This is a genomic window from Sphingobium sp. TB-6 (assembly GCF_012927365.1).
GTDB lineage: Bacteria > Pseudomonadota > Alphaproteobacteria > Sphingomonadales > Sphingomonadaceae > Sphingobium.
This window is the reverse complement of sequence record NZ_JABBGL010000003.1, coordinates 244,417-266,046: the sequence shown is the minus strand read 5'-3', so window position 1 is coordinate 266,046 and position 21,630 is coordinate 244,417. Positions and strand designations below refer to the sequence as shown.

The window sequence follows — 21,630 nt, the reverse complement described above, 5'->3', positions numbered from 1 at the left end:
TAACGGCAGGAGTGAGCGTCCGCAGCCCCATTGTACGGGGCGGGGCAAAGTATCTCCTGTCACTCAGACACAGGAGACCCCGACTATGCCTAACGGCAACCAGTCGCGGAGCGATCACGCTTCGCGAGAAGCGACCCCGCGTCTTGCTATTCCCACCTTGGCCGATCTTCGCATTATGGAAGGCATTGCGCCCTTCAAATATGCGGATGCGGATGAATTTTCCGACCAGGGTTTCGCGCTGCTTAGCCTCTTGAGCGCGAGCTTTCGCAACAGTTCCGCGATGGGCGCAGATGGGATCGAGCGCTCCGGGTTGCACCACGAAAACCTCATCGAAACCAGGCGTCACGACATAATCGCCCAGGCGCTCGACGGCATCTCCACCCTCTTCGCGCTGAGCGTCCATTATAACGACGTCCATCGCGCCGAGCGGTCGAACGCCGAACTCGATCTCCGGGAGGGCCGTTGACATGGCGCTACCCCCGGAAATCACTGCGATCTTCAGCGACAGTCCAGCAACTGCCCTGTCTTGGGCGAAAGCTATCCTGGTCGCTCAGTCTGCCGCTTTCGAGGCGGAGGACAATCTTCAGGCCAGCGCCACCGGAAACGCCGGCATTAGCGAGTTCGGGAACCTCCGGTGGATCATTCACGCCCAGGTTCTCGATGCTGTGGCTGGACTGATCGGCGTTGCCGAACTCATCACGAAGGAGGCTTGATATGCTCTCCAATACCATTGTGCGTGGCGACGCAGCCTTTCGTCTCCCGTCCGTCCCCGCCGGCACAAGCCTTGAACTGGCCAATCACTATGAAGCCATGTCGCGGGCCTTTTCTGCGGACGATGGCTGCGAATGGCAGAGGGCAAAGCGGGCGATCCGTGATTTTCGTCCCCAGTGTGGTGCGGACCTCGCGGTCAAGTTGGTCGCAGCATTGCATGAAACAGCCCCGGTTTTGACGAGCGGCACCACAGGCGAGGCGGCGATCAATCCTGGCGAGTTTCCTACCGACCTCGCGTTTCAGATGATCGCCACGGCAGTCAATGATGCCCTTACGCTGGATGTCCGTGCCGAATGGAACCGGAGGTTGGCGGCCTTTGATGAAGCCCGCGCCGCCGACATCGCCCATGCCAAATTGCGTGGCATCGACTGGAGTTCGACCAAAGAACAATTGGACGCCGGTTATGCCAACGCCTCGAAGGAGGTATTGGAGGAGGATGATCGGCTTGGCGAAGTTGCCTGCCAAGCAGAGGACGCCCTCATGGAGTGGCCGTCGCCAGATGCCGCCGCCTTCGCGCTCAAGGTACTCTTGGCCCATGATCGGAATATCGGCCGGTACGAGGAAATCATCCATGAAGAAGCAAAGCGTTTCAGCGGGAGGATTGCGCGATGAGCATTCTGACCGATGTGGAAACGCTGGCCGCGCCGACCGAACACCCTGACAACAAGATACTGGCTGCGTGGACTGCGTTCACCGATCGCCATTGGGAGACGATGAACACCGATGATCCAGGCGACAACGAGGCCGCCACGATCCTCGATACGCCCGCCCAATCTCTGGCCGGTGTCATCGTCAAGCTTCGGATGCTCATGTTCACAAGCACGGGCGTCAGCCGCATCGAGGCGACGGCGCTAGGTGCAACAGTTCCCGGCTTTGAAGAAAGCATCCGGGGCGACGACTACGTAACTGAACTGGTTTGGTCGGCCATCAAAGACCTCAAAGCGATGGAGGCTGGGCGTGCCTAACCTGCTCCGCGCTTGTCGGACGTGCGCCTATTGGCGTGCCGGCGCCTTGCCGGACACGGCGATCCCGGCACTTGATGAAAGCGCCGATCACATGGGCGTCTGCGAGAATATCGTGCCCATGGTGTTCATCATCAACGGCGGCCCGGTGACACTCCAACCGACCATCCACGGTTCCCGCCGCTGCGCGGAATGGACGCCGGATTGGCCCGGTGACGAAGATGACAACGGAGGCGGTGAGCCCGCCCCTGACCCGGCAATCAACCGTGTCCGCCAAATTTTCCCGATCCGCCCTGTCCCGACCGCAGCATGAAGGAGCGATGCCCCATGCCTACCGCTGACGCCACGAAGCGCGACTATACCGCCGCTGAAACGCAGGCATATGAACGCTACATCAGCGCCGTCGCTGATCACAACATCGTCTGCGCCCGATCCGGCGCCACCACCCGCGAGAAGATGGACGCCGCATTCGTCATGGACGCCCGGTTCCGGGAGTTCTGCGAGACAGCCGGGCTGGCGATAGGCCAGCCGCGCAATCCGGCAGACACGGCACGCATCGCTTCGCTGGAGGGCGAAGTTGAGAAGATCACGAACGCGGCCCGGAAGGTCGCGGAGGCGATCCGCAGCGGCGTGTCGATGCTACACGGCATCGAGAGCATCAGCGTCTTTCAATATCTCCCCGCCGACGAATCTCTCCACGACGATCACAACGCGTGCTGCACGTTGCTGGACGATGCGACCACTGTTTTGCGCGTGGCGCTGCGGGAGGCGAGCGAGCTGTGAGCGGCATTACCGTCACCCTGCGCGAAGCCTTCGCCTTCATGGCCTGGCGGCGTAATCCGTCGCGCGATCCGCGCTTCCGGCATCAGACCGCCGAACAGGCGATGGCCGATGCGGAACGGCTCGCCAAGGAGCGCCCCGGCTCGACGTACATCGTCTTGCAGGAAATCGCACGGGTGACGGCCGCAGATAGCAATTCAGTTCCAGCCGCGCAGGCCTCTGCGGCTGGTGGAGCCGGGCGGCGTTTGTCCCCCCTGCCGTCCGGCTCCAAAGGGGGTGCGTGATGCGGATGCATCTTGTCTTCGCGGGCATGCTGGCTGGCTACCTCCTCTTGCTGCTGATCGCGTTCCGGATCGCCATCCCTGCGCTGGTCAACATGCAGAACGATGGCGCGCTCATCCTCGCCATCCTGCTCGCCTTCGCCTTGGCGGCGCTCCCATTTTTCGTGTGTTTTTTGATGGAGAAGAATGATGAAGATTAAGACCGTTCTGACCGCGTCGCTGCTGGCGATGTCTCTCGCGGCTTGCACCCGCGTCGATCCCGGCCATGTCGGGGTGAAAGTCAATCGCTACGGCTCCAGCGCTGGCGTTGAGAGCAAGGCTCTTGGCGTCGGCACCTACCAGACTATGTTCGGCGTCGATATTTACGAGTATCCGATCTACACGAACAACTATGCCTGGACGCGTGGCGGCAGGGATAGCGACGGCAACGAACTGCCGAATAATGAGATGGCGTTTCAGGACAAGAATGGACTGATCGTCACCGGGGACGTGGCGGTGGCCTACCGCGTAGATCCGATCAAGGCGCCGGTCCTGTTCCAGAAATATCGCACCGATATGGACGGCATCGTCGCCGGCCCGCTGCGCAACGCCGTCCGCTCAGCGATCGTGGACACGGCTTCGAACATGACGGTCGAGGAGATTTACGGCCCGAAGAAGACTGTCCTCATTAATCGTTCGCTGCTTGCCGTGCGCAGGTATTTCGAGCCGTTCGGCCTGCATGTCGAACAGCTTTATTGGGCTGGCCCGGTTCGTATCCCTGAGAATATTTTGGAGCGCATCAACGCCCGCGCCCAGAACGAACAGGCCGCCATCGCGGCGCAGGCGAACGTCGCCACGATCGAGGCGCAGGCCCGCGCCGAAGTGGCCAAGGCCGAAGGTCAGGCGAAGGCTCAGACCGTCCGCGCCCAGGCGCAGGCAGAAGCGATGAAGATTCAGGCCCAGGCGCTCGAAGCGAACCCGAAGCTGGTCCAGTACGAATGGGTCCGCAAGTGGGACGGCCGGATGCCCAGCACGGTCTTCTGCTCCACCGCGAACCCCTGCGTTCAGGGCGGGCAGTAATATGATGGGCAACCTCCCCGTGCAGGCGGGTGCCCGTCTGGCGATCCAGCCGGCCGGGGAGGATGCCGCCGATCGCAAAGCGGCTTGGGCGCTCTGCCGCCATGAAAGCTGCGGCCATCGCTGGGTCGTGGTCTATCTGCCCATGGACCTGATCAAAGCCGCGACCGCGATGAAGCGGGCTACTTGTCCCATGTGCGGCGACACCCGGCCGTTCGCCTATGCGCCGCCAGTGGACAAGTCGGCCGAGCCTGAAATCGGGTGCGATTATTGCCGGAACGATGGGCCGCTGGTGCATGGCGGCACTCCCCGCTGCCCCCGCTGCGATGCGGAGTATCCAGAGGAGGATGGCGCTGATGCCTGACCTATTCGGTTATCCGCACACGCCTGGCGCCAAGGCCCGCGACACGTCGTTTCAGGCGGCGGAAGAGACGGCGGACAAGGCTCCGGTCATCCGCGCTCGCTGCCTCAAGGTGCTGGAGCATTCCAACGGCCTGACCGCCGATGAGGTCGCCGGTCGACTTGGCCTGTCGATCCTGTCCGTCCGACCGCGCATCACCGAACTGGCCCGCGACGGCAAGGTCCGGGACAGCGGTGATCGGCGGCACAACGCCAGCGGCAAGCGGGCGATAGTCTGGGCTCCCGTCACCCCGGCCCGGCTGCGTAGGAGCCCGGCGCGGTGAAACCGGACGATGACATTCGGCAGGAGGTCCGGCGCTGGCCAGGTGCAACGGTCATCTTTGAAATGGGCGGCAAGCATCGGCGCGCAATCTTCAAATTCAATGGAAAGGAACGCTTTGTGACAATGCCCACCTCACCGGGCGACACCGTCCACGGGCCGAAGAATAACCTAGCTATCATCCGCCGCAGCTTGAAGGCGCTTGGCGCGATCCGCGTCGCCATTCCGATCGGGCGCGGGCGCAAGCGCTGGCGCAATCCCGGCGTCATGCAGCGCGTGGTCGTGGCGGGTGAGCCTGCCCCGGTCATGCCGGACCCTTGGGACCCGCTGCGCCAACTGCGCCCCGATGACAACCATGTTGAGCTTGATGAGCGTCAAGGTTTTTCCCACCGCCGGGAAAAACCCTGCGACTGCCTTTCCTGCGCATCGGACATGAAGGGCATCTATCCCTGTCTACTGGAGGACGACCGTTGACCGAGAATGCGACCCTAACCGCCGTCGCGGTGGCCCGGCATGTGGAAACCCTCCTGCCGCCCCTCCCTGAATTTCTGTCGGCGCCTGATGCAGCCAGTCTGCCCGGCGCGGGCCTGGGGCCATCTGTTACAGTGCCCGCCATCTATCTGCACATCATCATCAAGGCGTTCGAAGGTGAGACGCTTGAGCGCCAGCGCAAGGAGATGGAAGATAAGATCGACAGCGCAGCGCTGAAACCGAAGTCCGAACTGGACGATGATCAAATCACCGCGCTCGCCGTGCATCTGGCGGCAGATGCGCACCGACGGTCATTCGAACCGCAGGAAGCGGCAATGTCGCTCTGGAAGGCGGCGGCGACGATCGCCGTCGCGCATATGCCCGCCGACACTGCCTTGAACGCGCTTGACGGCATTCACGCTATGACGCGGGCCGATGTCGCCCAAGCAATCGGCATGGGAGCCACGAAGCAATGACCGATTTTCAGCCCACAGGCGAGGTCGTCATCTTCGTGCGCGAGGAAGGCTTTTACCCGATCCAGCTTTCCGGCCTGAAGCCGCCTGCGGAGGAAGCGGCGGAACATGCCGTCTGTAATCCCGGCACTCTGCGCATCGAGGACATGGGCGGCAAGGTCATCTGGCCGGAGGGGGTAAAGCAATGAGCGAGGGGACTGGCATCCTCTTGCTGCTGGCGATCATCTGGATCGGCTGGCCCCTTATGCGGATCGCGGAACATCTGGGCGCGCTTCGGGCGCTGGCGGAAAGGAACCGGAAATGACCAACCTTCTCGACCTTGCTGCCCGCCTCGAAGCGGCCTGCGACATCACGGGCAAGCCGGTCGGCCGCCATATGGTTCCGGGTCTAAAGGCAATGTCCACAGCTTTCGCTGAGTCAGATGAACAGGAGGCGCGGGAGCTTGCTGAGACGCACGATTGCATGGCCCGCTGCATTGAGAACGAAGCTAAGCTGTTCGATGATCTGGCCGCCTGCGCCAAAGAGGCCATCGCCGCGCTACGGTCCCATGGAATCCCAAGGGACATCAGCGCAGCGCCGCCGGGTGACGGCTGGATATTGGGCTATGATCCGAGCATCGCGGATGATGGGCGATCCCCCTGGGTTCCGATGACTCGCGGCGATGGCGGCTGGTATGACGACGGCGTCGATGACTATCAGCCGACAATGTGGGTTCCGCTCCCCGATCCCCAGCCGGAGCCTTCAGGCTGGCGGCCAGCGGAAGGTCATGTTGAGATCGCGGCCGGCATGCTCCGGGGAAGGCCGGTCTTCATCGCATCCATCATCAAGCCGGACGGCACGCAGGACATTCCCCGCGACTGTCGGCTGGCGAACACGGCCGAGGGCATCCGGGCAGAAGGGTTTTCATGGGCAAGCGACCTTAACCTGCCTGTCGTGGATCTGATCGACGCCAATGTGGTTCCGTTCCGCCTGGGGGACCAGCAGTCATGATGATCCTGACCCGCCTCGACGCATGGCTGGGCATGACCCTGTTTCACCCGCCAATCATCCTGCTCTGCCAGCTAACGCGGCAGACGCAATACGCCATGTATCGGGCGCTGTGGTTCTTCGCCTGCTGCCATGCGACCTATTACGCGAAGGATGCCGGCTGGGGCGTGGCTGTACTCATGTGGCTCTTTACAGTCATTTCATTCCTGAGCGCGGCGATCGAGCCTGACCGGCCGACCAGTTCATGGGGAGGCTTCCGCCTGTTAATCTGGACGACGCTGCTCATCGCGACGGTATCGCTACTGAAGGGCACCGACGCATCCGCCGTCGCGGTCCGGAACCTCATCATCCTGTTCGCGGAGTACGCCGCGACCATCAGGACGATACCGCCTCGCCGGAAGCGCGAGCGGCGTTCCAGTGCTAAGGAGGCCCGCGCTTGAACTCTGGCCCCTTCACCGCGATCACGGACGCATTGGAGCGGGCGGCCCGAAATGGGACACGTGCGCACTTGAGCCCCGATCTCGTTCGCGCCCTCATCGCTTCTGATGCATATTCCCTGCTCCTGGCAGACAGGAAGAAGGAGATAGTTTCAACATGGCAGGACAACGAAGAAGCGTTGCCCCGGCCGGTCGAACCCAGCTTGGGCCATTCTGGCTTTGGTATAGGGCCGACCGCGACGACTGGCGCATATGCTGGTACGATGACGGCGGAGGAACGGGAAGCCGTCGGACACGCCGCAAGTCAACGGGCATTGGAGGCGGTCGGCAGGATAGGCCGCCGCAAGAGGCGCAAGACGCCCTAGTCGCGCACTATGAGGCGTGGCGCCAGCCGACGCATGAGCCGACCAATATCGCGATGGTTGAGGCCATCATGGCGGACTGGCTGGTCGAGCATGCCGAAAAGCATCTCGCGGACCCGACGCGTTACGCGAACTCGATCGCGCATTGGCTGCGCTTCTTTAGGTCTGAGCGACAGGCCGGACGCCTGACCGGCCCCCCAACAGTTTCAGACATCAAGAAGGCACTTGTCGAACGGTTCATATCGCTGCGCCAGTCCGAAGGGGCGAGCCTGTACACGATCAGCCGCGACATTGCTGCGCTCCGCCAGCCACTGAATTGGGCGTGGAAGGATGAGCGCATAGAAAGCGCGCCATTCGTACCGGACGTGAAGGGCAAGCCGGAAGGGAAGACGCTCGTCTATACTCCGAAGCAGATCGCCGCGCTTCTCGATGCCGCACGGGCAGAGCCCGACCGCGAACATATCGCCCTGCTGATCATCATCGCGCTCAGCACGCATGGCCGGATCGAAGCGATACTCGAATTAACCACGGACCAGATCCAGGACGGCCTAATCTACTTCAACGCCCCAGGACGGGCGCAGACCAAAAAGCGCCGCTCGATCGTGACGATCGCGCCAACGCTTGCTCCGTGGCTGGCGGACCTTCCGGACGGCAAGGTCATCCAATGGAAGAAGCCGAAGCGCAACCGCACGACCGGCAAGCTCGAATATGAGTTGCTGCCAGCCGGAAGCGTGAAAAGGGCATTTGAGAACTGCCTTTTGGCGGCCGGGATCAGCGCCGTGGAGACGGACGACCTGGGTGAACCCGTCTGGCTTCCAGCACGCAAGAAATTGGGCGAGAGTAAGCCACGCCCGAAACTCGTTGGGTTGGGATCACCGAATACGCTGCGTCATACATGCTCGACGGAGATGCACCGAAGAGGCGTCCCGGAAGCCCAGATCGACACGGCGGCCGGGCACAGCGGCGACAGCACGAACAAGAAGCACTATCGCCACCTGCGACCCGATTACCTTCAGGACTTCATCGCGGGCGTCGAATCATTCTGGGCCGACGTGGGACAGTTCACCACAGCCCATTTGCGATCCCATAGTGATCCCAAAATCATCCCGATCGGCGCAGCAAAGGCCAGCCGCTCCAAGAAAAAGTCCTGATTTCAAAGGGAAGCTCTGGTGCCGCTTACGTGACTCGAACACGTGACCCTCGCATTACGAATGCGATGCTCTACCGACTGAGCTAAAGCGGCGTTGGGGCGGGCAGATAACAGTGCTTGGGCTGGAGGACAAGCCGACAAATGCGATTCACCCGTCCCATCCCTCATCAAACCGCATCGGACCATCATTTCGCCCCGCCTTTACGGCCTGTTTACCATCCCGTGGCACTGTCGAGTCTGAAGGAAAAGCTTTTACCTGGGCTAAGGACCGATTGATGGACACTCTGCGGGGGCATGAAGTCGCGGATGACGAGGATGATTTCGGTCCTGCCGACGACGCAGCGATCGAAACGCCGCCCCTCGTCGGCTCCGACGAGCGCCGGATGCAAGTGCGCGCCTATAATTATTGGGCGTCGCTGCTGGGCGACCGCAGCTTGCCCTCGATCGAGGATCTGGCGCCGGAGGATCTGGAGGATTTCGGCCCGTACAGCGTCCTGCTCGACTTCAGCACGGGCCTTGAAAATCCCGCCATCGTCTATCTCGGCACCGCGCTGCGCGAGGAGTGCGAGATCGAAGGGCAGATTCAATATATCAACGATGTCCCTTCGCGCTCGCTGCTGTCGCGGCTGACCGATCATTATCTCCAGATCATCGCCAACGCCGCGCCGATCGGCTTCGAGGCGGGCTTCGTCAATCAACGCGGCGCGGAAATTCTCTATCGCGGCATATTGATGCCCTTCTCCTCCGATGACGAGACGATCGATTTCGTCTTCGGCGTCATCAACTGGAAGGAAGCGGCCAGCCAGGCCGTCACCGCGGAAATCGACCGGGAGGTGGAAGCCGCCCTGCTCGCCAGCCCTGCCGCGCCGCCGGTCGCGCCGATCTGGGCCGACGGTCCAGCCGCCGACGATTTCGACACGCTCGACCTCACCGGCATGGAAAGCCCGGATGAGGACGCCCCGTTGGCCGACTGGCTCGCCCTCGCGCGCGACAGCGCGGAGCAGGCCCGCACCAGCGAAGCGCGCAGCCATGCCGCGCTCTACCGCGCCATCGGCCTCAGCTACGACTTCGCGCTGGTCACCATTGCCCGGCCGGAGGAATATGCTGAGCTGCTGGAAAATAGCGGCCTCAAGGTTCAGGCACGCGCTCCGATGACCGCTGTGGTGAAGCTGGTCTTCGGCTCCAGCTACGACAAGACGCGCATCACCGAATATGCGACCGCGCTGGATCATGCCCGCGCGAACGGCATCCAGCTTGGCGCCTTTGGCGACTATCTCGCACATTATGATGGCGGCCTCAAAGCCCTGGTCCGCGACGAGCGCGCCCAGCGCCGCACCGACGGCCCAGCCAAGCCAGACCGCCAGCAGACCGCCCGCGCCGCGATGAAGGCCGCCGCCGTGCTGGACCCCTACGCGGTCGCCACCGATGGCGACGGCCTGGCCGTGGTCATCGCCCGGCGCGAGAAGGACGGATCGCTCGCCATTGTCGGCGCCCTACCGGAAGGGTCGGATCTCAGCCAGCGCGCGATCATCGCCGCGGCGAGTTAGGGTTCCCCAAACCCACGTCCAACCTTTGGCCCGTGCTCCTGCCTCCGCAGCGGAACGAAGATATTGCCATTCGAATAGAACACGCCTTAATCACGGCCCAAACCTCTTTTATCGGCAGAAACCGCCGCGCCGGATTGACAGAACGGGATCATGGTCCGATTCCGTGCATTATCCTCCGGGACGTTCGTCCCCCATGCTGCGCTGCATCATATTGTTACAACTTTAAGTAACTTTATTTCTCACCCTGGGTTGAGCCTCAAGACGCAGTGGCGCATAGTGGATGGCATCGGTTTGAGAAGTCGCGTGGCGGTTCTCCGGCGCCTTCTCCGTTCACAAGAAGCGGGAACAAATCCCGCGGGTAAGAGGCAAGCGCATGACGGCATTGGCTGAATCGAGGCAGGTTGACCACAGCATTCACGACGCGCTGGAAGCGGCGCTGGCACGCGGCGCGCTCCCGGGCGAGAGTGAAGGCTTCGATCAGGACGCGATGCTGGAGGCCGCCGGCTTCATAGCGCGCGCCGCCGCGACCCGCCGCCCCGGCCATGTCGCCATCGCCATGGAGACGCTGGGCGAAGGGGCGACGGGGCGCTTCATGCGGATCGCCATCGTCAATGACGACATGCCCTTTCTGGTGGATAGCATCGCCAATGCGCTGGCCGCCGCCGACATCATCATCCACCGCCTGCTGCATCCCGTCCTTTCTGTCGAACGTGACGCCCAGGGTCATTTGAAGGCGATATTGAAGGATGACGCCGCCGGCGCGCGCCGGGAATCGATGATCTATATCGAGGCGGACCGCGCCGACGCCAAGGCTCGCCGGGCGCTGGAAAAGGCGCTGGAAGGCACGTTGGCCGATGTCCGCGCCGCCGTCACCGACTGGCCGAAAATGCGCGAGGCGATGGCCGCCGATGCCGACGCCGTGCCCGATGAGGAAGGCGCGGCGCTGCTCCGCTGGTTCCTCGCCCGCCATTTCACCCAGATCGGCCATGAACGCCGCGACCGCGGCGGCAAGGCAGATGTGCGCATCGGCATCTGCGGCCTGCACGACCAGCCGCTGCTGGCCCCCGCCACGATCGAGGCCGCCTTCACCTGGTTCGAGGAAGGCAAGCGCACGCCGCTGATCATCAAGTCCAATCGCCTCTCCCGCGTCCACCGCCCGGTGCTGCTGGACCTGATCGTCGTCCCCGTGCGGGAGGGCAAGCAGGTCACCGCCCTGTCCATCCACGCCGGCATGTGGACCAGCGCGGGGCTGGCGACGACGCCGGACAAGGTGCCGCTGCTGCGATCCGCGCTGTCGGCGCTGATGGACAAGTTCAATTTCGATCCGCACGGCCATGCGGGCAAGGTGCTGACCCATGCGCTGACCGCCCTGCCCCATGATATTCTTATCGGTTTCGACCGCGAGACGCTGGAACGGCTGGTGCTGACCTTCATGTCGCTGACCGACCGGCCGCGCCCGAAGCTGGTGCTGGGGACAAGCGCGCTCGCCCGCCATCTCTACGCCTTCGCCTGGCTGCCGCGCGAGGAGCTGACCACGGCCCGGCGCGTGGCGGTGCAGGACATGCTGTCCCAGGCCTGCAACGGCCCGGTGTTGAGCTGGTCGATTGCGCTGGAGGAAAGCGGCCTCGCTTTGCTGCGCATCACGCTCGACCTGCGCGGCGAAGGCATGGTGCCGGACGAACAACCGCTCGACCGGCAGTTGAAGCAGATGGTGCGCGGCTGGCTGCCCGCCGTGGAGGAAGCGCTGGCCGACGGCGAGGAGGCGGGCCGCGCGGCGACGCTCGCGCAACGCTACGCGCCTGGTTTCCCCATGGGCTATCGCAATGGCGCGGGTCCGGTCGAGGCGGCGACCGACATCCGTCTGCTCCATGGCCTGTCCGGTCCCGGCGACAAGTCGATCCGCATCTACCGAAATGGAGACGACGCGCCCGAACGGCTGCGGCTCAAACTCTACAGCCATGACGCCATCGCGCTTTCCGAAGTGGTGCCTGCCTTCGAGAATTTCGGTTTCCGCGTGATCGACGAGATGATGACGGCGGTGGAGGGCGGCACGCTCGGCCATGTCCAGCGCTTCGTCCTGGAACTGCCCGCGGGCGGCAATGCCGATGCGGTGATCGCCCGTGCCGACATCGTCACCGAAGCCATTGCGCAGGTCACCGAAGGCGTGGCGGAAAATGACCGTTTCAACGAACTGATCGTGACCGCCGGCCTCGACCAGCGATCGGTCGTGCTGCTGCGCGCGCTCTTCCGCTATCTGCGCCAGACCGGCATGGCCTACGGTATGGCGACCTTTGCCGAAACGCTGCGGCGCGAACAGGTCATCGCCCGCCAGCTCATCGAACTGTTCGAAGCGCTGCATGACCCCGATGCGAAGGATGGCGCGGCCCGCGCCCAGGCCGCGCAGACCGCCATTGACGAAGGCCTCGAAAAGGTCACCGCGATCGATGAGGACCGCGTGCTGCGCCTGCTGCGCGCCGTCATCACCGCGACGCTGCGCACCAATTTCTACGCCCCCGCGGCGCAGGAAGCGCTGGCGTTCAAGCTCAACAGCGCTCTGATCCCCGGCCTGCCTGCACCACTGCCGTGGCGAGAAATCTGGGTCTACAGCCCCCGTGTCGAGGGCATCCATCTGCGCGCCGGGCCAGTGGCGCGCGGCGGGCTGCGCTGGTCCGACCGGCGTGACGACTTCCGCACCGAGATACTGGGGCTGATGAAGGCGCAGCGCGTCAAGAACGCCGTCATCGTGCCGACGGGCGCCAAGGGCGGCTTCTATCCCAAGCAGCTCCCCAGCCCGCAGACCGACCGCGACGCCTGGTTCGCGGAGGGCACGGAAAGCTATCGCATCTTCATCCGTTCGCTGCTCTCCGTCACCGACAATATCGACAAGGGCAAGGTCAAGCATCCCGCGCAGGTCGTCATCCATGACGGCGACGATCCCTATTTCGTCGTCGCCGCCGACAAGGGCACGGCGACCTTCTCCGACGTCGCCAACGCCATCGCATTGGAGCGGAATTTCTGGCTGGGCGACGCCTTCGCCAGCGGCGGCTCCAACGGTTATGACCATAAGGCGATGGGCATCACCGCCAAGGGCGCGTGGATCAGCGTGAAGCGCCATTTCGCGGAAATGGGCGTCGATGTGCAGAGCGAGCCGGTGCGCGTCGTCGGCTGCGGCGACATGTCGGGCGACGTGTTCGGCAACGGCATGCTGCTGTCGAAAGCGATCAAGCTGGTCGCCGCCTTCGATCATCGCCACATCTTCCTCGACCCCGAACCCGATCCGGCTAGGTCGTGGAATGAACGCAACCGCCTGTTCCAGCTCCCCCGGTCTAGCTGGGACGACTATGACAAGAAGCTGATCTCCAAGGGCGGCGGCGTCTTCTCGCGCAGTCTGAAAAGCATATCGCTGACCCCGGAAGTGCAGGCCATATTGGGCGTCACCGACACGGACATGGAGCCGACCGCGCTCATCGCCGCGATCTTGAAAAGCCCCAACGACCTGCTCTGGTTCGGCGGCATCGGCACCTATGTGAAGGCCGCCGCGCAGAGCCATGGCGACGTCGCTGACCCGGCCAACGACCGCCTGCGCGTCAATGCCGAACAATTGCGCGTGAAGGTGGTGGGCGAAGGCGCGAATCTGGGCACCACCCAGGCCGCGCGCATCGCCTTCTCCCTGCGTGGTGGCCGGATCAACACCGACTTCATCGACAATAGCGCGGGCGTCGACTGCTCGGACAATGAGGTGAACATCAAGATCGCGCTCAACAAGGAAATGGCGGAAGGCCGCCTGCCCTTCGATGATCGCAACAAGCTGCTGGTCAGCATGACCGACGCGGTGGCCGACATCGTGCTGGAGGACAACCGGCTCCAGGCGCTGGGCCTCTCCATCGCGGAGGCGGGCGGCGCCGCCGACCTTGCCAGCTATGTGCGCCTGATCGAAACCTTCGAAGAATCAGGCCGGCTGGATCGCCAGGTTGAGGGTCTCGCCGCCAACGACCAGTTGCTGCGACGCGGGCAGGATGGACTTGGCCTCACCCGCCCGGAACTGGCGGTGCTGCTGTCGACGGCCAAGCTCGCCTTGCAGGACGCGATCGAGCATGGCGATCTCGCCACCGACGCCAGCATGGACGGCGAACTCGCCGCCGCCTTCCCCCCCGCGATGCGGAAGAAGGAAGCCGACGCCATCGCGGCCCATGCGCTGAAGAAGGAAATCATCGCCACCAAGGTCGCGAACCGCATCGTCAACCGCCTCGGCCTTATCCATCCGTTCGAATTGACGGAGGAGGAGGGCTGCTCGCTGGCGGATCTGGCCAGCGCCTTCCTGATCGCGGAGCGGCTGTACGACATCCACCGGCTATGGGACGATATCGACGCGGCAGAGATGTCCGAAGCCGCGCGCCTCGCCCTGTTCGGTGACATCGCCAGCGGCATGCGGGCGCAGATCGCGGACATATTGCGCAGCCTGTCCTCCGGCACGCTTCCGCAGGCAGGTCATGCCGCGCTGGCCAAGGGCGTGGGCAAGCTGGCGAAGCAAGTGGACGACCTGCTCACCAGCGAAGCGCTGCGCCGCGTTACGGCTGTGACGGATCGCTTGCTGTCGCTCGGTGCGCCGGCAGAACTCGCTCGCCGCACCGCAGGGCTGTTCAAGCTGGACGGCGCGGTCGGCATCGCCGCGCTGGCGGGGCGCCTGTCGGTCGATGAGGTCGCCCTCACCCGCGCCTTCACCCATCTGGGCGAAGCGGTCGGCATCGATTGGGTCCAGTCCACCGCAGCGCGCATGGAGCCGTCCGATCCGTGGGAGCGGCTGCTGATCTCCGGCGTGGCGCGCGACATGCAGCAGGTCCGGCTCGATTTCCTTGCCCTGGGCAAGGGCAAGGACATCGGCCATCATGTCGAAGAATGGCTGAAGGAAAAAGGCGCCCGAATCCAGCAATTCCGCGCCCTCGTCCACCGCGCCAAGGCCGCGGCGACGCCCAATGTCGCGATGCTGGCCGAAATCGCCGGTCAGGCGCGCGGGTTGTTGGGAAGGTAAAACTGCCCGTCATTCCCGCGAAAGCGGGAATGACGGCTTGCCGGATTATTGCGGCGCGTCCGCCGTTCCCTCAATCACATCCTGCGGCGTGACCTTGCCCAACCCCGGCCCATAGACCGGCACCACAGGTTGCTCGGGCTTGCGTCCATGCAGCGCCTCGATCTCGGCCTTGCGCTGGTTCAGATACAGCTCGCGATAGAAGGCATAAGGGTTTTCCTCATCGCGGATCTGCTGGATCGTCTCGTCAAAGGCAGCGCGCTGGCCCAACTGGTTCAGGATCGTCGCCGGGATCACATATTTGGGCTCGTTGAACGGCTTGCCGATCGCGAAGGGCACGATCATCTTGTCCACCGTATCCCCGATAACGTCGCGCAGCGTCGTCGGCCCGATAATCGGCAGATACATGTAAGGCCCCGGCCCCACGCCATAATAGCCCAGCACATTGGCAAGCCCATTGGGCCGGTAGGGCAGGAAGAAGGGCTTGCGTTTCGCCACGTCGAACAGCCCGGCCACGCCCAGCGTCGTGTTGACGGTGAAGCGCCCGACCGTCTCCATCGCCTTGCCCGGTTTGAACTGGAGCATATAGGCCAGGAACACCACAGGCTCCTGCAGGTTGGAGAAGAAGTTGCGGAACCCCTTTCGCACCGGCTTGGGCAGACCCTTGTTATAGGCCTTGGCGACCGGCTCCACGACGGCCTTGTCGACCGCCTGTACCGTCTCGAAACTCTTCATGTTGAGCCGTTCCATCGGGTCGCCCGGCGGCGGAGTCGTGCGACCGGTGACGATGATGTCGCCCGTCCGCGCCGCCGGAACGGCAGGCTGGTTGCCGGTGCCGGGCAGGTTCGGCATCACCGGCGGCGGTGGCACGACCAGCACTTGCGGAGCGGCCTGCGGACTGGACCCTGCTTCGGTCGCCTGCGTCGCAACGGGTGTCGCGGGTTGCGACGCACCGGCCGCCTCCGCTTGCGCACCCATCATCAACATTCCAGCGGCAATGGCTGGCGTCAGCATATGTTCGTCCTTTGCGGGTAAGCCATCGGAACCGATGACGTTTTCATGTCACCCCCGTTTCAAAGGCGGCTAGTTGGGATGGCGCCACCCGTCAATAGCAGGACGCCGCAACCCCCAGCCAGCCGCCGCCGCCCGGCAACGATCCGGCTTCGCATCGTACATTTTGATACAATTTTGGCACAGCGGCAGGTTTGCAATTGCGAGTCGTTCGCGTTATGCCGCCAGCCTCATCCCCTACAGGACTCGTCCCGCTCCCGATGCACGCCCCCGTCCGCGCTCAGCCGAACAAGAAGAAGAGCCCCAAGGCCTTCTGGCTGAAACAGCTTCACACCTGGCATTGGGTGAGTTCCGCCATCAGCCTGATCGGCCTGCTGCTGTTCGCCTTCACCGGCATCACGCTGAACCACGCCGCCGATGTGGAGGGTTCGCCGCAGACGGTCACCAAATCCGCCACTTTGCCGCCCGTCCTCTTGAAACGGGTCGCTCCGGATGATGCGGTCTCCGACACGCCCGACGCCAAGAAGCCCCTTCCCGCCCCCGTCGCGCAGTGGATCGAAAAGCAGATCGGCCAAAGCGGCAAGGGCGAAGCGGAATGGTCGGCGGATGAGGTCTATCTCGCCCTGCCTCGCCCTGGCGGCGACGGCTGGGTGTCGATCGACCGGCATAGCGGCGAAGTCACCAGCGAAGCGACCAGCCGGGGGTGGATCAGCTATTTGAACGATCTGCACAAAGGCCGCAATGCGGGCGAGGCGTGGAAATGGTTCATCGACATCTTCGCCGTCGCCTGCTTCCTCTTTGCGCTCACCGGCCTGCTACTGCTGTGGCTCCATGCCAGGAAGCGCCCGACCACCTGGCCGCTGGTCGCCATGGGCCTCGCCATTCCGGCGATCCTCGCCATCATCTTCATCCATTAAGCGGGAATTTTCACCTCATGCAGATCAGCCACAAGATCGTCCTGACCGGCGGCGCGGCATTGGGCGCGGCCACCGCCCTCGCCGCTCCCGCGACCGCGCAGACGCTGGACGTCACGCTCACCCTGCCCCGCTTGTCGGTGGCCGAATATCACCGCCCCTATGTGGCGATCTGGCTGGAGAAGGAGGGCGCGCCCGCCCGCACCCTGTCGGTGCTCTACGATGTCGACAAGCGCAACAATGGTGGCGCCAAATGGCTGCGCGACATTCGCATGTGGTGGCGCGCCTCGGGCCGATCGCTGACCTTGCCCGCCGACGGCATATCCGGCGCCACCCGCGCGCCCGGCACCCATAAGCTCAGCTTCACCGTCGGCAAGGGCGGCATGCCGACGCTGACGCCTGGCAAATATACGGTGGTGGTGGAGGCCGCCCGCGAAAATGGCGGCCGCGAACTGGTGCGGGTGCCGCTCAACGTGACCGTCGCAGGGGGCAAAGGCAGCGCCACAGGCAAGTTCGAACTGGGCGCGGTCAGCGCCGTCCTGTCACGTTAAGCCTGCCTCCTCCGTGTTCCTGCGCAGGCAGGAATACGGCTTAAATTATTCGAGATATCCCAAGGAGATAAGCCGATGACCAAATTCCGCAAGCTCCTGCTGCTCGCCGCCGCCACCGCTTTCACCCTGCCGCAAATGGCAGGTGCCGCGCGCCCCTGGATGCTGCCGTCCGAAACCATGTTCGCAGGATCGGGCAATGAATGGCTGACGGTCGACGCCGCCATTTCCAGCGATCTTTATTATTTCGACCATCCGGGCCAGGACTGGCAGCCGGTCGTCACCGCCCCCGACGGCAGCACGGCGCAGGTCGAGAATCGCACCATCGGCAAGCTGCGCCAGACCTTCGACCTCGGCATCAAGGCCAAGGGCACGTACAAGATCGCCATCACCAACGAGATGCTGATGGGCAGCTATATGCTGAACGGCGAGCGCAAGATGCTGCCGCGCGGCACCACTGCCGTCACACTGGCGACCGCCGTGCCGCAGGGCGCGACGGAAGTGCAGACCGCGACCGCAACGACGCGCATCGAGACCTTCGTGACGGCAGGCGAACCGGACCGGAAGGTCTTCGCCACGACCGGCAAGGGGTTGGAAATGGTGCCCGTCACCCATCCCAACGATCTTGCCGTGGGCGAAGCGGCCACCTTCCAGTTCCTGCTCAACGGCAAGCCGGCCGCCGGGCTGGACGTGGTCGCCATCCCCGGCGGCATCCGCTATCGCTCCGACCTCAAGCAGATGGATGCCAAGACCGATGGGCAGGGCAAGGTGACGTTCACCTGGCCGGAAGCAGGCATGTATTGGATCAGCCTCAGCACCGGCGGACGGCGCGGTCCGGGCGAAAACCCTGGCGCTGGCAATCCGCAGAGCCAGGCCAATCCCGCAGGCGAAGGCGCCCCGCGCCCCATGGGTCCGCCGCAGGACCGCGCCACCTATGCCATGACGGTCGAGGTGCAGGGCTGACCCCCACCCCCATCCGCATCGCCATCCCGCCCGGCCTGTCGCCCGACGCCTTCGGGCCAAGGAAAGGGCTGGGCCGGATCAGCGACTTCGGCGGGCCGACCATGGGCACAAGCTGGTCGGCCCGCATCGTCGATGCGCCGCCGGGCAGCGCGATGGCGATCGAGGCAGTGCTGAACCGCGTCATCACGCAAATGAGCAATTGGGAAGCGGATTCCGCCATCAGCCGCTTCAACGCCGCGCCGGTCGGCCAATGGGTGCCCTTACCTGCCGACATGATGACCGTGCTGCGCGCAGGGCTGGACATGGCGCGGCTGTCCGGCGGAGCGTTCGATCCGGCGGTGGGCCGCCTCGTCGCGAGATGGGGCTTCGGGCCAGACGGCCTCACAGGTCTGTCCGCCGCGCCCAACCACCCCGCGCCATGGACCGCGATCGAGGTAGAGGGCGACCGCGCCCGCCGCACCGCCGACGTGACACTGGACTTTTCCGGCATTGCCAAGGGCTTTGCGGTGGATGCCGTGGCGATGGCCCTGCAAGGCCTCGGCGCCGCGCATTTCCTCATAGAGATTGGCGGCGAATTGCGGGGACAGGGCGTCAAGCCCGCCCTCCAGCCCTGGTGGGTCGATGTGGAAGCCCCTCCCGGCCTGTCCCTGCCCACGCTGCGCATTGCGCTATGCGGCCTGTCGGTCGCGACCTCCGGCGACTATCGCCGCTTCCGCGAGGTGGACGGCACCCGCCTCTCGCACAGCATAGACCCCAAGACCGGCGCCCCGATCGCAAACGATGTCGCTTCCGTCACGGTCCTCCACGAAAGCGCGATGCTGGCGGACGCCTGGGCTACCGCGATCATGATATTGGGCCAAGACCGGGGCATGGCCCTCGCAACGCGCCAGGGCATCGCCGCCTGCCTGATGCAGCGGACGGCATCCGGAGGGCAGGAATATATGACCCCCGCCCTCGCCGCCATGTTGGAGTGACTGGATTGGGTGGATTTCAGACACGCCCCCTCCCGCACGCGGGAGAGGGAATGTCTTGGAATGGCCCATTGCAGTTCTGGGTCAGCCTCAGCTCCGCACATCCTGCTCCGTCACCGGAGCAATCTTGATTTCGACCCGGCGGTTCGACGCCTTGCCTTCCGCCGTCGCGTTGGAGGCGATCGGCTGGGTCTCACCAAAGCCGCGCGTCGCGATGCGCGCCGACTGGACGCCGTGAGTCGTCAGATAATCGCCCACAGCCTGCGCGCGCCGTTCCGACAGGCTCTGGTTATAGGCGTCGGTGCCGTCGCTGTCCGTATGGCCGTATACGTCGATATAGGTCTTGGGATATTGCGCCAGCACCGATGACACATCGTTCAGCGTCGGCTGGAACTGCGGCTGCACGGCGGAGCTGTCGGTGGCGAAGGTGATGCCCGACGGCATGCGCAGCACCAGATTGTCGCCATCGCGGATCACGTCCACGCCGCTGCCGGCGGTTTCTTCCCGCAATTTCTTTTCCTGCGCGTCCATATAGGCGCCGATGCCCGCGCCCGCGACCGCGCCGATGCCCGCGCCCAATATCTTTTCGGTGCGGTCATGCCGCCCACCGACCAGATCGCCCAGCAAATAGCCGCCCAGCGCGCCGCCGATGCCGCCGATCGCGGCCTTGGAAATGGTGCGGTTGCCGGTGTTGGGATCGGTGGTGCAGGCGGTGGTGGCCAGCATGGCGGCCAGCCCGGCCGCGCCGATGATGCGATGAAAATTCCGCATGGATTCAATTCCCTTTTTTTGTGCGTCCGACAAGCGACGGATGCATCCCCAATGGTCGAGACGGAGCATTTGTTCCACAAGCGAACTGAACTGTGGCTGATGGAACGGTTGTGAAATTGTAAGAATCAAGGTTATAGGTGGCCCTTGACCGCCATGGCCAATATCCCCCCGCACGCTCCGACGCCCTTTCCCTGGGTCGACCTCGTCATCATTCTGGCGCTTGTCGCGCTGAATGGCGTTTTCGCCATGTCGGAACTGGCTATCGTGTCCGCCCGCAAGCCGCGCCTTCAGGCGATGGAGAAAGCGGGACGGCGCGGCGCGCGCTCCGCCCTCGCGGCGCAGGCCGATCCGGGCAAGTTCCTCTCCACCGTTCAGATCGGCATCACGTTGATCGGCATCGTCGCGGGCGCCTATTCGGGCTCCAGCCTGGGCGGACCGACGGGCGAGCGGTTGCAGGTGCTGGGCCTGTCGGCCAATGTCTCGGAAAATATCGGCTTCGCGCTGGTGATCGGGCTCACCACCTATGCCTCGCTGATCATCGGTGAGCTGGTGCCCAAACAGTTCGCCCTGCGCGCACCGGAACCGATCGCCGTGGTGATGGCGGCGCCGATGCTGTGGCTCGCGCGGATCACCGCTCCCATCGTCTGGCTACTGGACAGGTCGAGCGCGCTGATCTTCCGCCTGCTCAGAATGACCCGCGAATCGGAACATCATGTGACGGCGGAGGAACTGCATCTGATCGTGGCCGAAGCGAGCAAGTCCGGCGTGATCGAGGAAAGCGAGCGCGCCATCATCTCCGGCGTGGTGCGGCTGGCCGACCGCCCGGTGCGCGAGGTGATGACGCAGCGCATGGATGTCGACTGGATCGACATCCATGCCGATGAGGAGGCGATTCGCGCCAAGTTGCTCGATACGCCGCACACACGACTGCCGGTGGGCCGGGGCACGGTGGAGGACATCATCGGCGTCGTGCAGGCGCGCGACATCATGACGGCGCTGTTCCGGGGCGAAGGGCTGAACCTGGAAACGCTGATGCGCAAGGTGGAGATCGTGCCCGACCAGGTCGACGCCATGGACGCTCTGGAAGTGCTGCGCCGCGCCGAAGTGCCGATGGTCATGGTCCATGACGAATATGGGCATTTCGAGGGGATTGCGACGCCCGCCGACCTGCTGTCCGCCATCGCCGGGCATTTCGTGTCCGATCTGGGCAGCGAGGATGAACCCGATCTGGTCGAACGAGAGGATGGCAGCCTGCTGGTGTCGGGCCAGATGGCGGTCGACCTGCTGGCCGAGCGGATCGGCATCGACCTGCCGGATGATCGAGATTATGCGACGGTCGCAGGCCATGCGCTGTGGCTGCTCAAGCGCTTGCCCGAAGTGGGCGATTTCATCGACGATCAGGGCTGGCGATTCGAGATTGTGGATATGGACGGGCGCAAGATCGACAAGCTGCTGATCGCGGCGCGCTAG

At 64.1% G+C, this 21,630-nt stretch carries 26 protein-coding genes and 1 tRNA gene; 24 read left to right on the top strand and 3 right to left on the bottom strand.

Features of this window, described 5'->3' with window-relative positions:
- Window positions 1-85 precede the first annotated feature (85 nt).
- The 17 genes from HHL26_RS06590 (at window position 86) to HHL26_RS06510 (ending at window position 8,410) form a co-directional block, all read left to right on the top strand.
- Complete coding sequence (locus HHL26_RS06590) at window positions 86-466, top strand: hypothetical protein (protein ID WP_169575975.1); 381 nt, start codon at window positions 86-88, stop codon at window positions 464-466.
- 1 nt (window position 467) lies between these two features.
- Complete coding sequence (locus HHL26_RS06585) at window positions 468-713, top strand: hypothetical protein (protein ID WP_169575974.1); 246 nt, start codon at window positions 468-470, stop codon at window positions 711-713.
- Window position 714: 1 nt separating this feature from the next.
- The gene (locus HHL26_RS06580; RefSeq protein ID WP_169575973.1) at window positions 715-1,383 is read left to right on the top strand and encodes a hypothetical protein; all 669 of its coding nucleotides are present in this window, start codon (window positions 715-717) and stop codon (window positions 1,381-1,383) included.
- Window positions 1,380-1,736, top strand: coding sequence for a hypothetical protein (locus tag HHL26_RS06575; protein ID WP_169575972.1), 357 nt, complete (start codon window positions 1,380-1,382; stop codon window positions 1,734-1,736). Before HHL26_RS06580 ends, HHL26_RS06575 begins: the two co-directional genes overlap by 4 nt.
- A gap of 46 nt (window positions 1,737-1,782) precedes the next feature.
- A complete protein-coding gene (locus HHL26_RS06570) occupies window positions 1,783-2,046 on the top strand; it encodes a hypothetical protein (protein WP_169575971.1) in 264 nt (87 codons plus the stop codon).
- A gap of 14 nt (window positions 2,047-2,060) precedes the next feature.
- Window positions 2,061-2,516 (top strand): hypothetical protein, encoded by a 456-nt coding sequence (locus tag HHL26_RS06565; protein ID WP_169575970.1) that lies wholly within the window; start codon window positions 2,061-2,063, stop codon window positions 2,514-2,516.
- Entirely contained in the window at window positions 2,513-2,797 is a 285-nt protein-coding gene (locus tag HHL26_RS06560; protein WP_169575969.1) for a hypothetical protein, read from the top strand. The genes HHL26_RS06565 and HHL26_RS06560 overlap by 4 nt, the downstream gene beginning before the upstream one ends.
- Entirely contained in the window at window positions 2,794-2,994 is a 201-nt protein-coding gene (locus tag HHL26_RS06555) for a hypothetical protein (protein ID WP_169575968.1), read from the top strand. The genes HHL26_RS06560 and HHL26_RS06555 overlap by 4 nt, the downstream gene beginning before the upstream one ends.
- Window positions 2,981-3,853, top strand: coding sequence for an SPFH domain-containing protein (locus HHL26_RS06550; protein WP_240962360.1), 873 nt, complete (start codon window positions 2,981-2,983; stop codon window positions 3,851-3,853). The genes HHL26_RS06555 and HHL26_RS06550 overlap by 14 nt, the downstream gene beginning before the upstream one ends.
- Before the next feature lies 1 nt (window position 3,854).
- The gene (locus HHL26_RS06545; protein WP_169575967.1) at window positions 3,855-4,214 is read left to right on the top strand and encodes a hypothetical protein; all 360 of its coding nucleotides are present in this window, start codon (window positions 3,855-3,857) and stop codon (window positions 4,212-4,214) included.
- Complete coding sequence (locus HHL26_RS06540; protein WP_169575966.1) at window positions 4,207-4,533, top strand: hypothetical protein; 327 nt, start codon at window positions 4,207-4,209, stop codon at window positions 4,531-4,533. Before HHL26_RS06545 ends, HHL26_RS06540 begins: the two co-directional genes overlap by 8 nt.
- A gap of 62 nt (window positions 4,534-4,595) precedes the next feature.
- Entirely contained in the window at window positions 4,596-5,003 is a 408-nt protein-coding gene (locus HHL26_RS06535; protein ID WP_169575965.1) for a hypothetical protein, read from the top strand.
- Window positions 5,000-5,476, top strand: a complete 477-nt coding sequence (locus HHL26_RS06530; RefSeq protein ID WP_169575964.1) for a hypothetical protein — start codon at window positions 5,000-5,002, stop codon at window positions 5,474-5,476. The genes HHL26_RS06535 and HHL26_RS06530 overlap by 4 nt, the downstream gene beginning before the upstream one ends.
- Window positions 5,473-5,661 (top strand): hypothetical protein, encoded by a 189-nt coding sequence (locus HHL26_RS06525; protein ID WP_169575963.1) that lies wholly within the window; start codon window positions 5,473-5,475, stop codon window positions 5,659-5,661. The genes HHL26_RS06530 and HHL26_RS06525 overlap by 4 nt, the downstream gene beginning before the upstream one ends.
- A 112-nt stretch (window positions 5,662-5,773) precedes the next feature.
- On the top strand, window positions 5,774-6,463 hold the full coding sequence (locus HHL26_RS06520) for a hypothetical protein (RefSeq protein WP_169575962.1): 690 nt from the start codon (window positions 5,774-5,776) through the stop codon (window positions 6,461-6,463).
- The gene (locus HHL26_RS06515) at window positions 6,460-6,900 is read left to right on the top strand and encodes a hypothetical protein (RefSeq protein ID WP_169575961.1); all 441 of its coding nucleotides are present in this window, start codon (window positions 6,460-6,462) and stop codon (window positions 6,898-6,900) included. Before HHL26_RS06520 ends, HHL26_RS06515 begins: the two co-directional genes overlap by 4 nt.
- Window positions 6,901-7,330: 430 nt before the next feature.
- The gene (locus HHL26_RS06510) at window positions 7,331-8,410 is read left to right on the top strand and encodes a tyrosine-type recombinase/integrase (RefSeq protein WP_169575960.1); all 1,080 of its coding nucleotides are present in this window, start codon (window positions 7,331-7,333) and stop codon (window positions 8,408-8,410) included.
- Between the two features lie 16 nt (window positions 8,411-8,426).
- Here HHL26_RS06510 and HHL26_RS06505 read toward each other — a convergent pair.
- Window positions 8,427-8,502, bottom strand: a tRNA-Thr gene (locus HHL26_RS06505).
- A 182-nt stretch (window positions 8,503-8,684) separates the two neighbouring features.
- Between HHL26_RS06505 and HHL26_RS06500 the strand changes: the two genes are divergently transcribed.
- The gene (locus HHL26_RS06500) at window positions 8,685-9,956 is read left to right on the top strand and encodes a hypothetical protein (RefSeq protein ID WP_066559788.1); all 1,272 of its coding nucleotides are present in this window, start codon (window positions 8,685-8,687) and stop codon (window positions 9,954-9,956) included.
- Between the two features lie 373 nt (window positions 9,957-10,329).
- The gene (locus HHL26_RS06495; RefSeq protein WP_066559791.1) at window positions 10,330-14,985 is read left to right on the top strand and encodes an NAD-glutamate dehydrogenase domain-containing protein; all 4,656 of its coding nucleotides are present in this window, start codon (window positions 10,330-10,332) and stop codon (window positions 14,983-14,985) included.
- Between the two features lie 45 nt (window positions 14,986-15,030).
- Here the strand turns inward: HHL26_RS06495 and HHL26_RS06490 are convergent, their stop codons facing one another.
- The gene (locus HHL26_RS06490) at window positions 15,031-15,996 is read right to left on the bottom strand and encodes a VacJ family lipoprotein (protein WP_066559793.1); all 966 of its coding nucleotides are present in this window, start codon (window positions 15,994-15,996) and stop codon (window positions 15,031-15,033) included.
- Between the two features lie 257 nt (window positions 15,997-16,253).
- Here HHL26_RS06490 and HHL26_RS06485 point away from each other — a divergent pair, with 257 nt between their 5' ends.
- The 4 genes from HHL26_RS06485 (at window position 16,254) to HHL26_RS06470 (ending at window position 19,392) form a co-directional block, all read left to right on the top strand.
- Entirely contained in the window at window positions 16,254-16,910 is a 657-nt protein-coding gene (locus tag HHL26_RS06485) for a PepSY-associated TM helix domain-containing protein (protein WP_066559796.1), read from the top strand.
- Between the two features lie 17 nt (window positions 16,911-16,927).
- Window positions 16,928-17,458 (top strand): DUF2271 domain-containing protein, encoded by a 531-nt coding sequence (locus HHL26_RS06480; protein ID WP_066559799.1) that lies wholly within the window; start codon window positions 16,928-16,930, stop codon window positions 17,456-17,458.
- Window positions 17,459-17,533: 75 nt separating this feature from the next.
- Window positions 17,534-18,418, top strand: coding sequence for a DUF4198 domain-containing protein (locus tag HHL26_RS06475; protein ID WP_082748678.1), 885 nt, complete (start codon window positions 17,534-17,536; stop codon window positions 18,416-18,418).
- A 101-nt stretch (window positions 18,419-18,519) separates the two neighbouring features.
- Window positions 18,520-19,392 (top strand): FAD:protein FMN transferase, encoded by an 873-nt coding sequence (locus tag HHL26_RS06470; protein WP_066559803.1) that lies wholly within the window; start codon window positions 18,520-18,522, stop codon window positions 19,390-19,392.
- Between the two features lie 87 nt (window positions 19,393-19,479).
- On the opposite strand, the gene HHL26_RS06465 is transcribed toward HHL26_RS06470, so the two are convergent.
- Window positions 19,480-20,160, bottom strand: a complete 681-nt coding sequence (locus HHL26_RS06465; RefSeq protein ID WP_066561943.1) for an OmpA family protein — start codon at window positions 20,158-20,160, stop codon at window positions 19,480-19,482.
- Between the two features lie 153 nt (window positions 20,161-20,313).
- On the opposite strand from HHL26_RS06465, the gene HHL26_RS06460 reads away from it, so the two are divergent.
- Window positions 20,314-21,630, top strand: a complete 1,317-nt coding sequence (locus HHL26_RS06460) for a hemolysin family protein (RefSeq protein ID WP_066559806.1) — start codon at window positions 20,314-20,316, stop codon at window positions 21,628-21,630.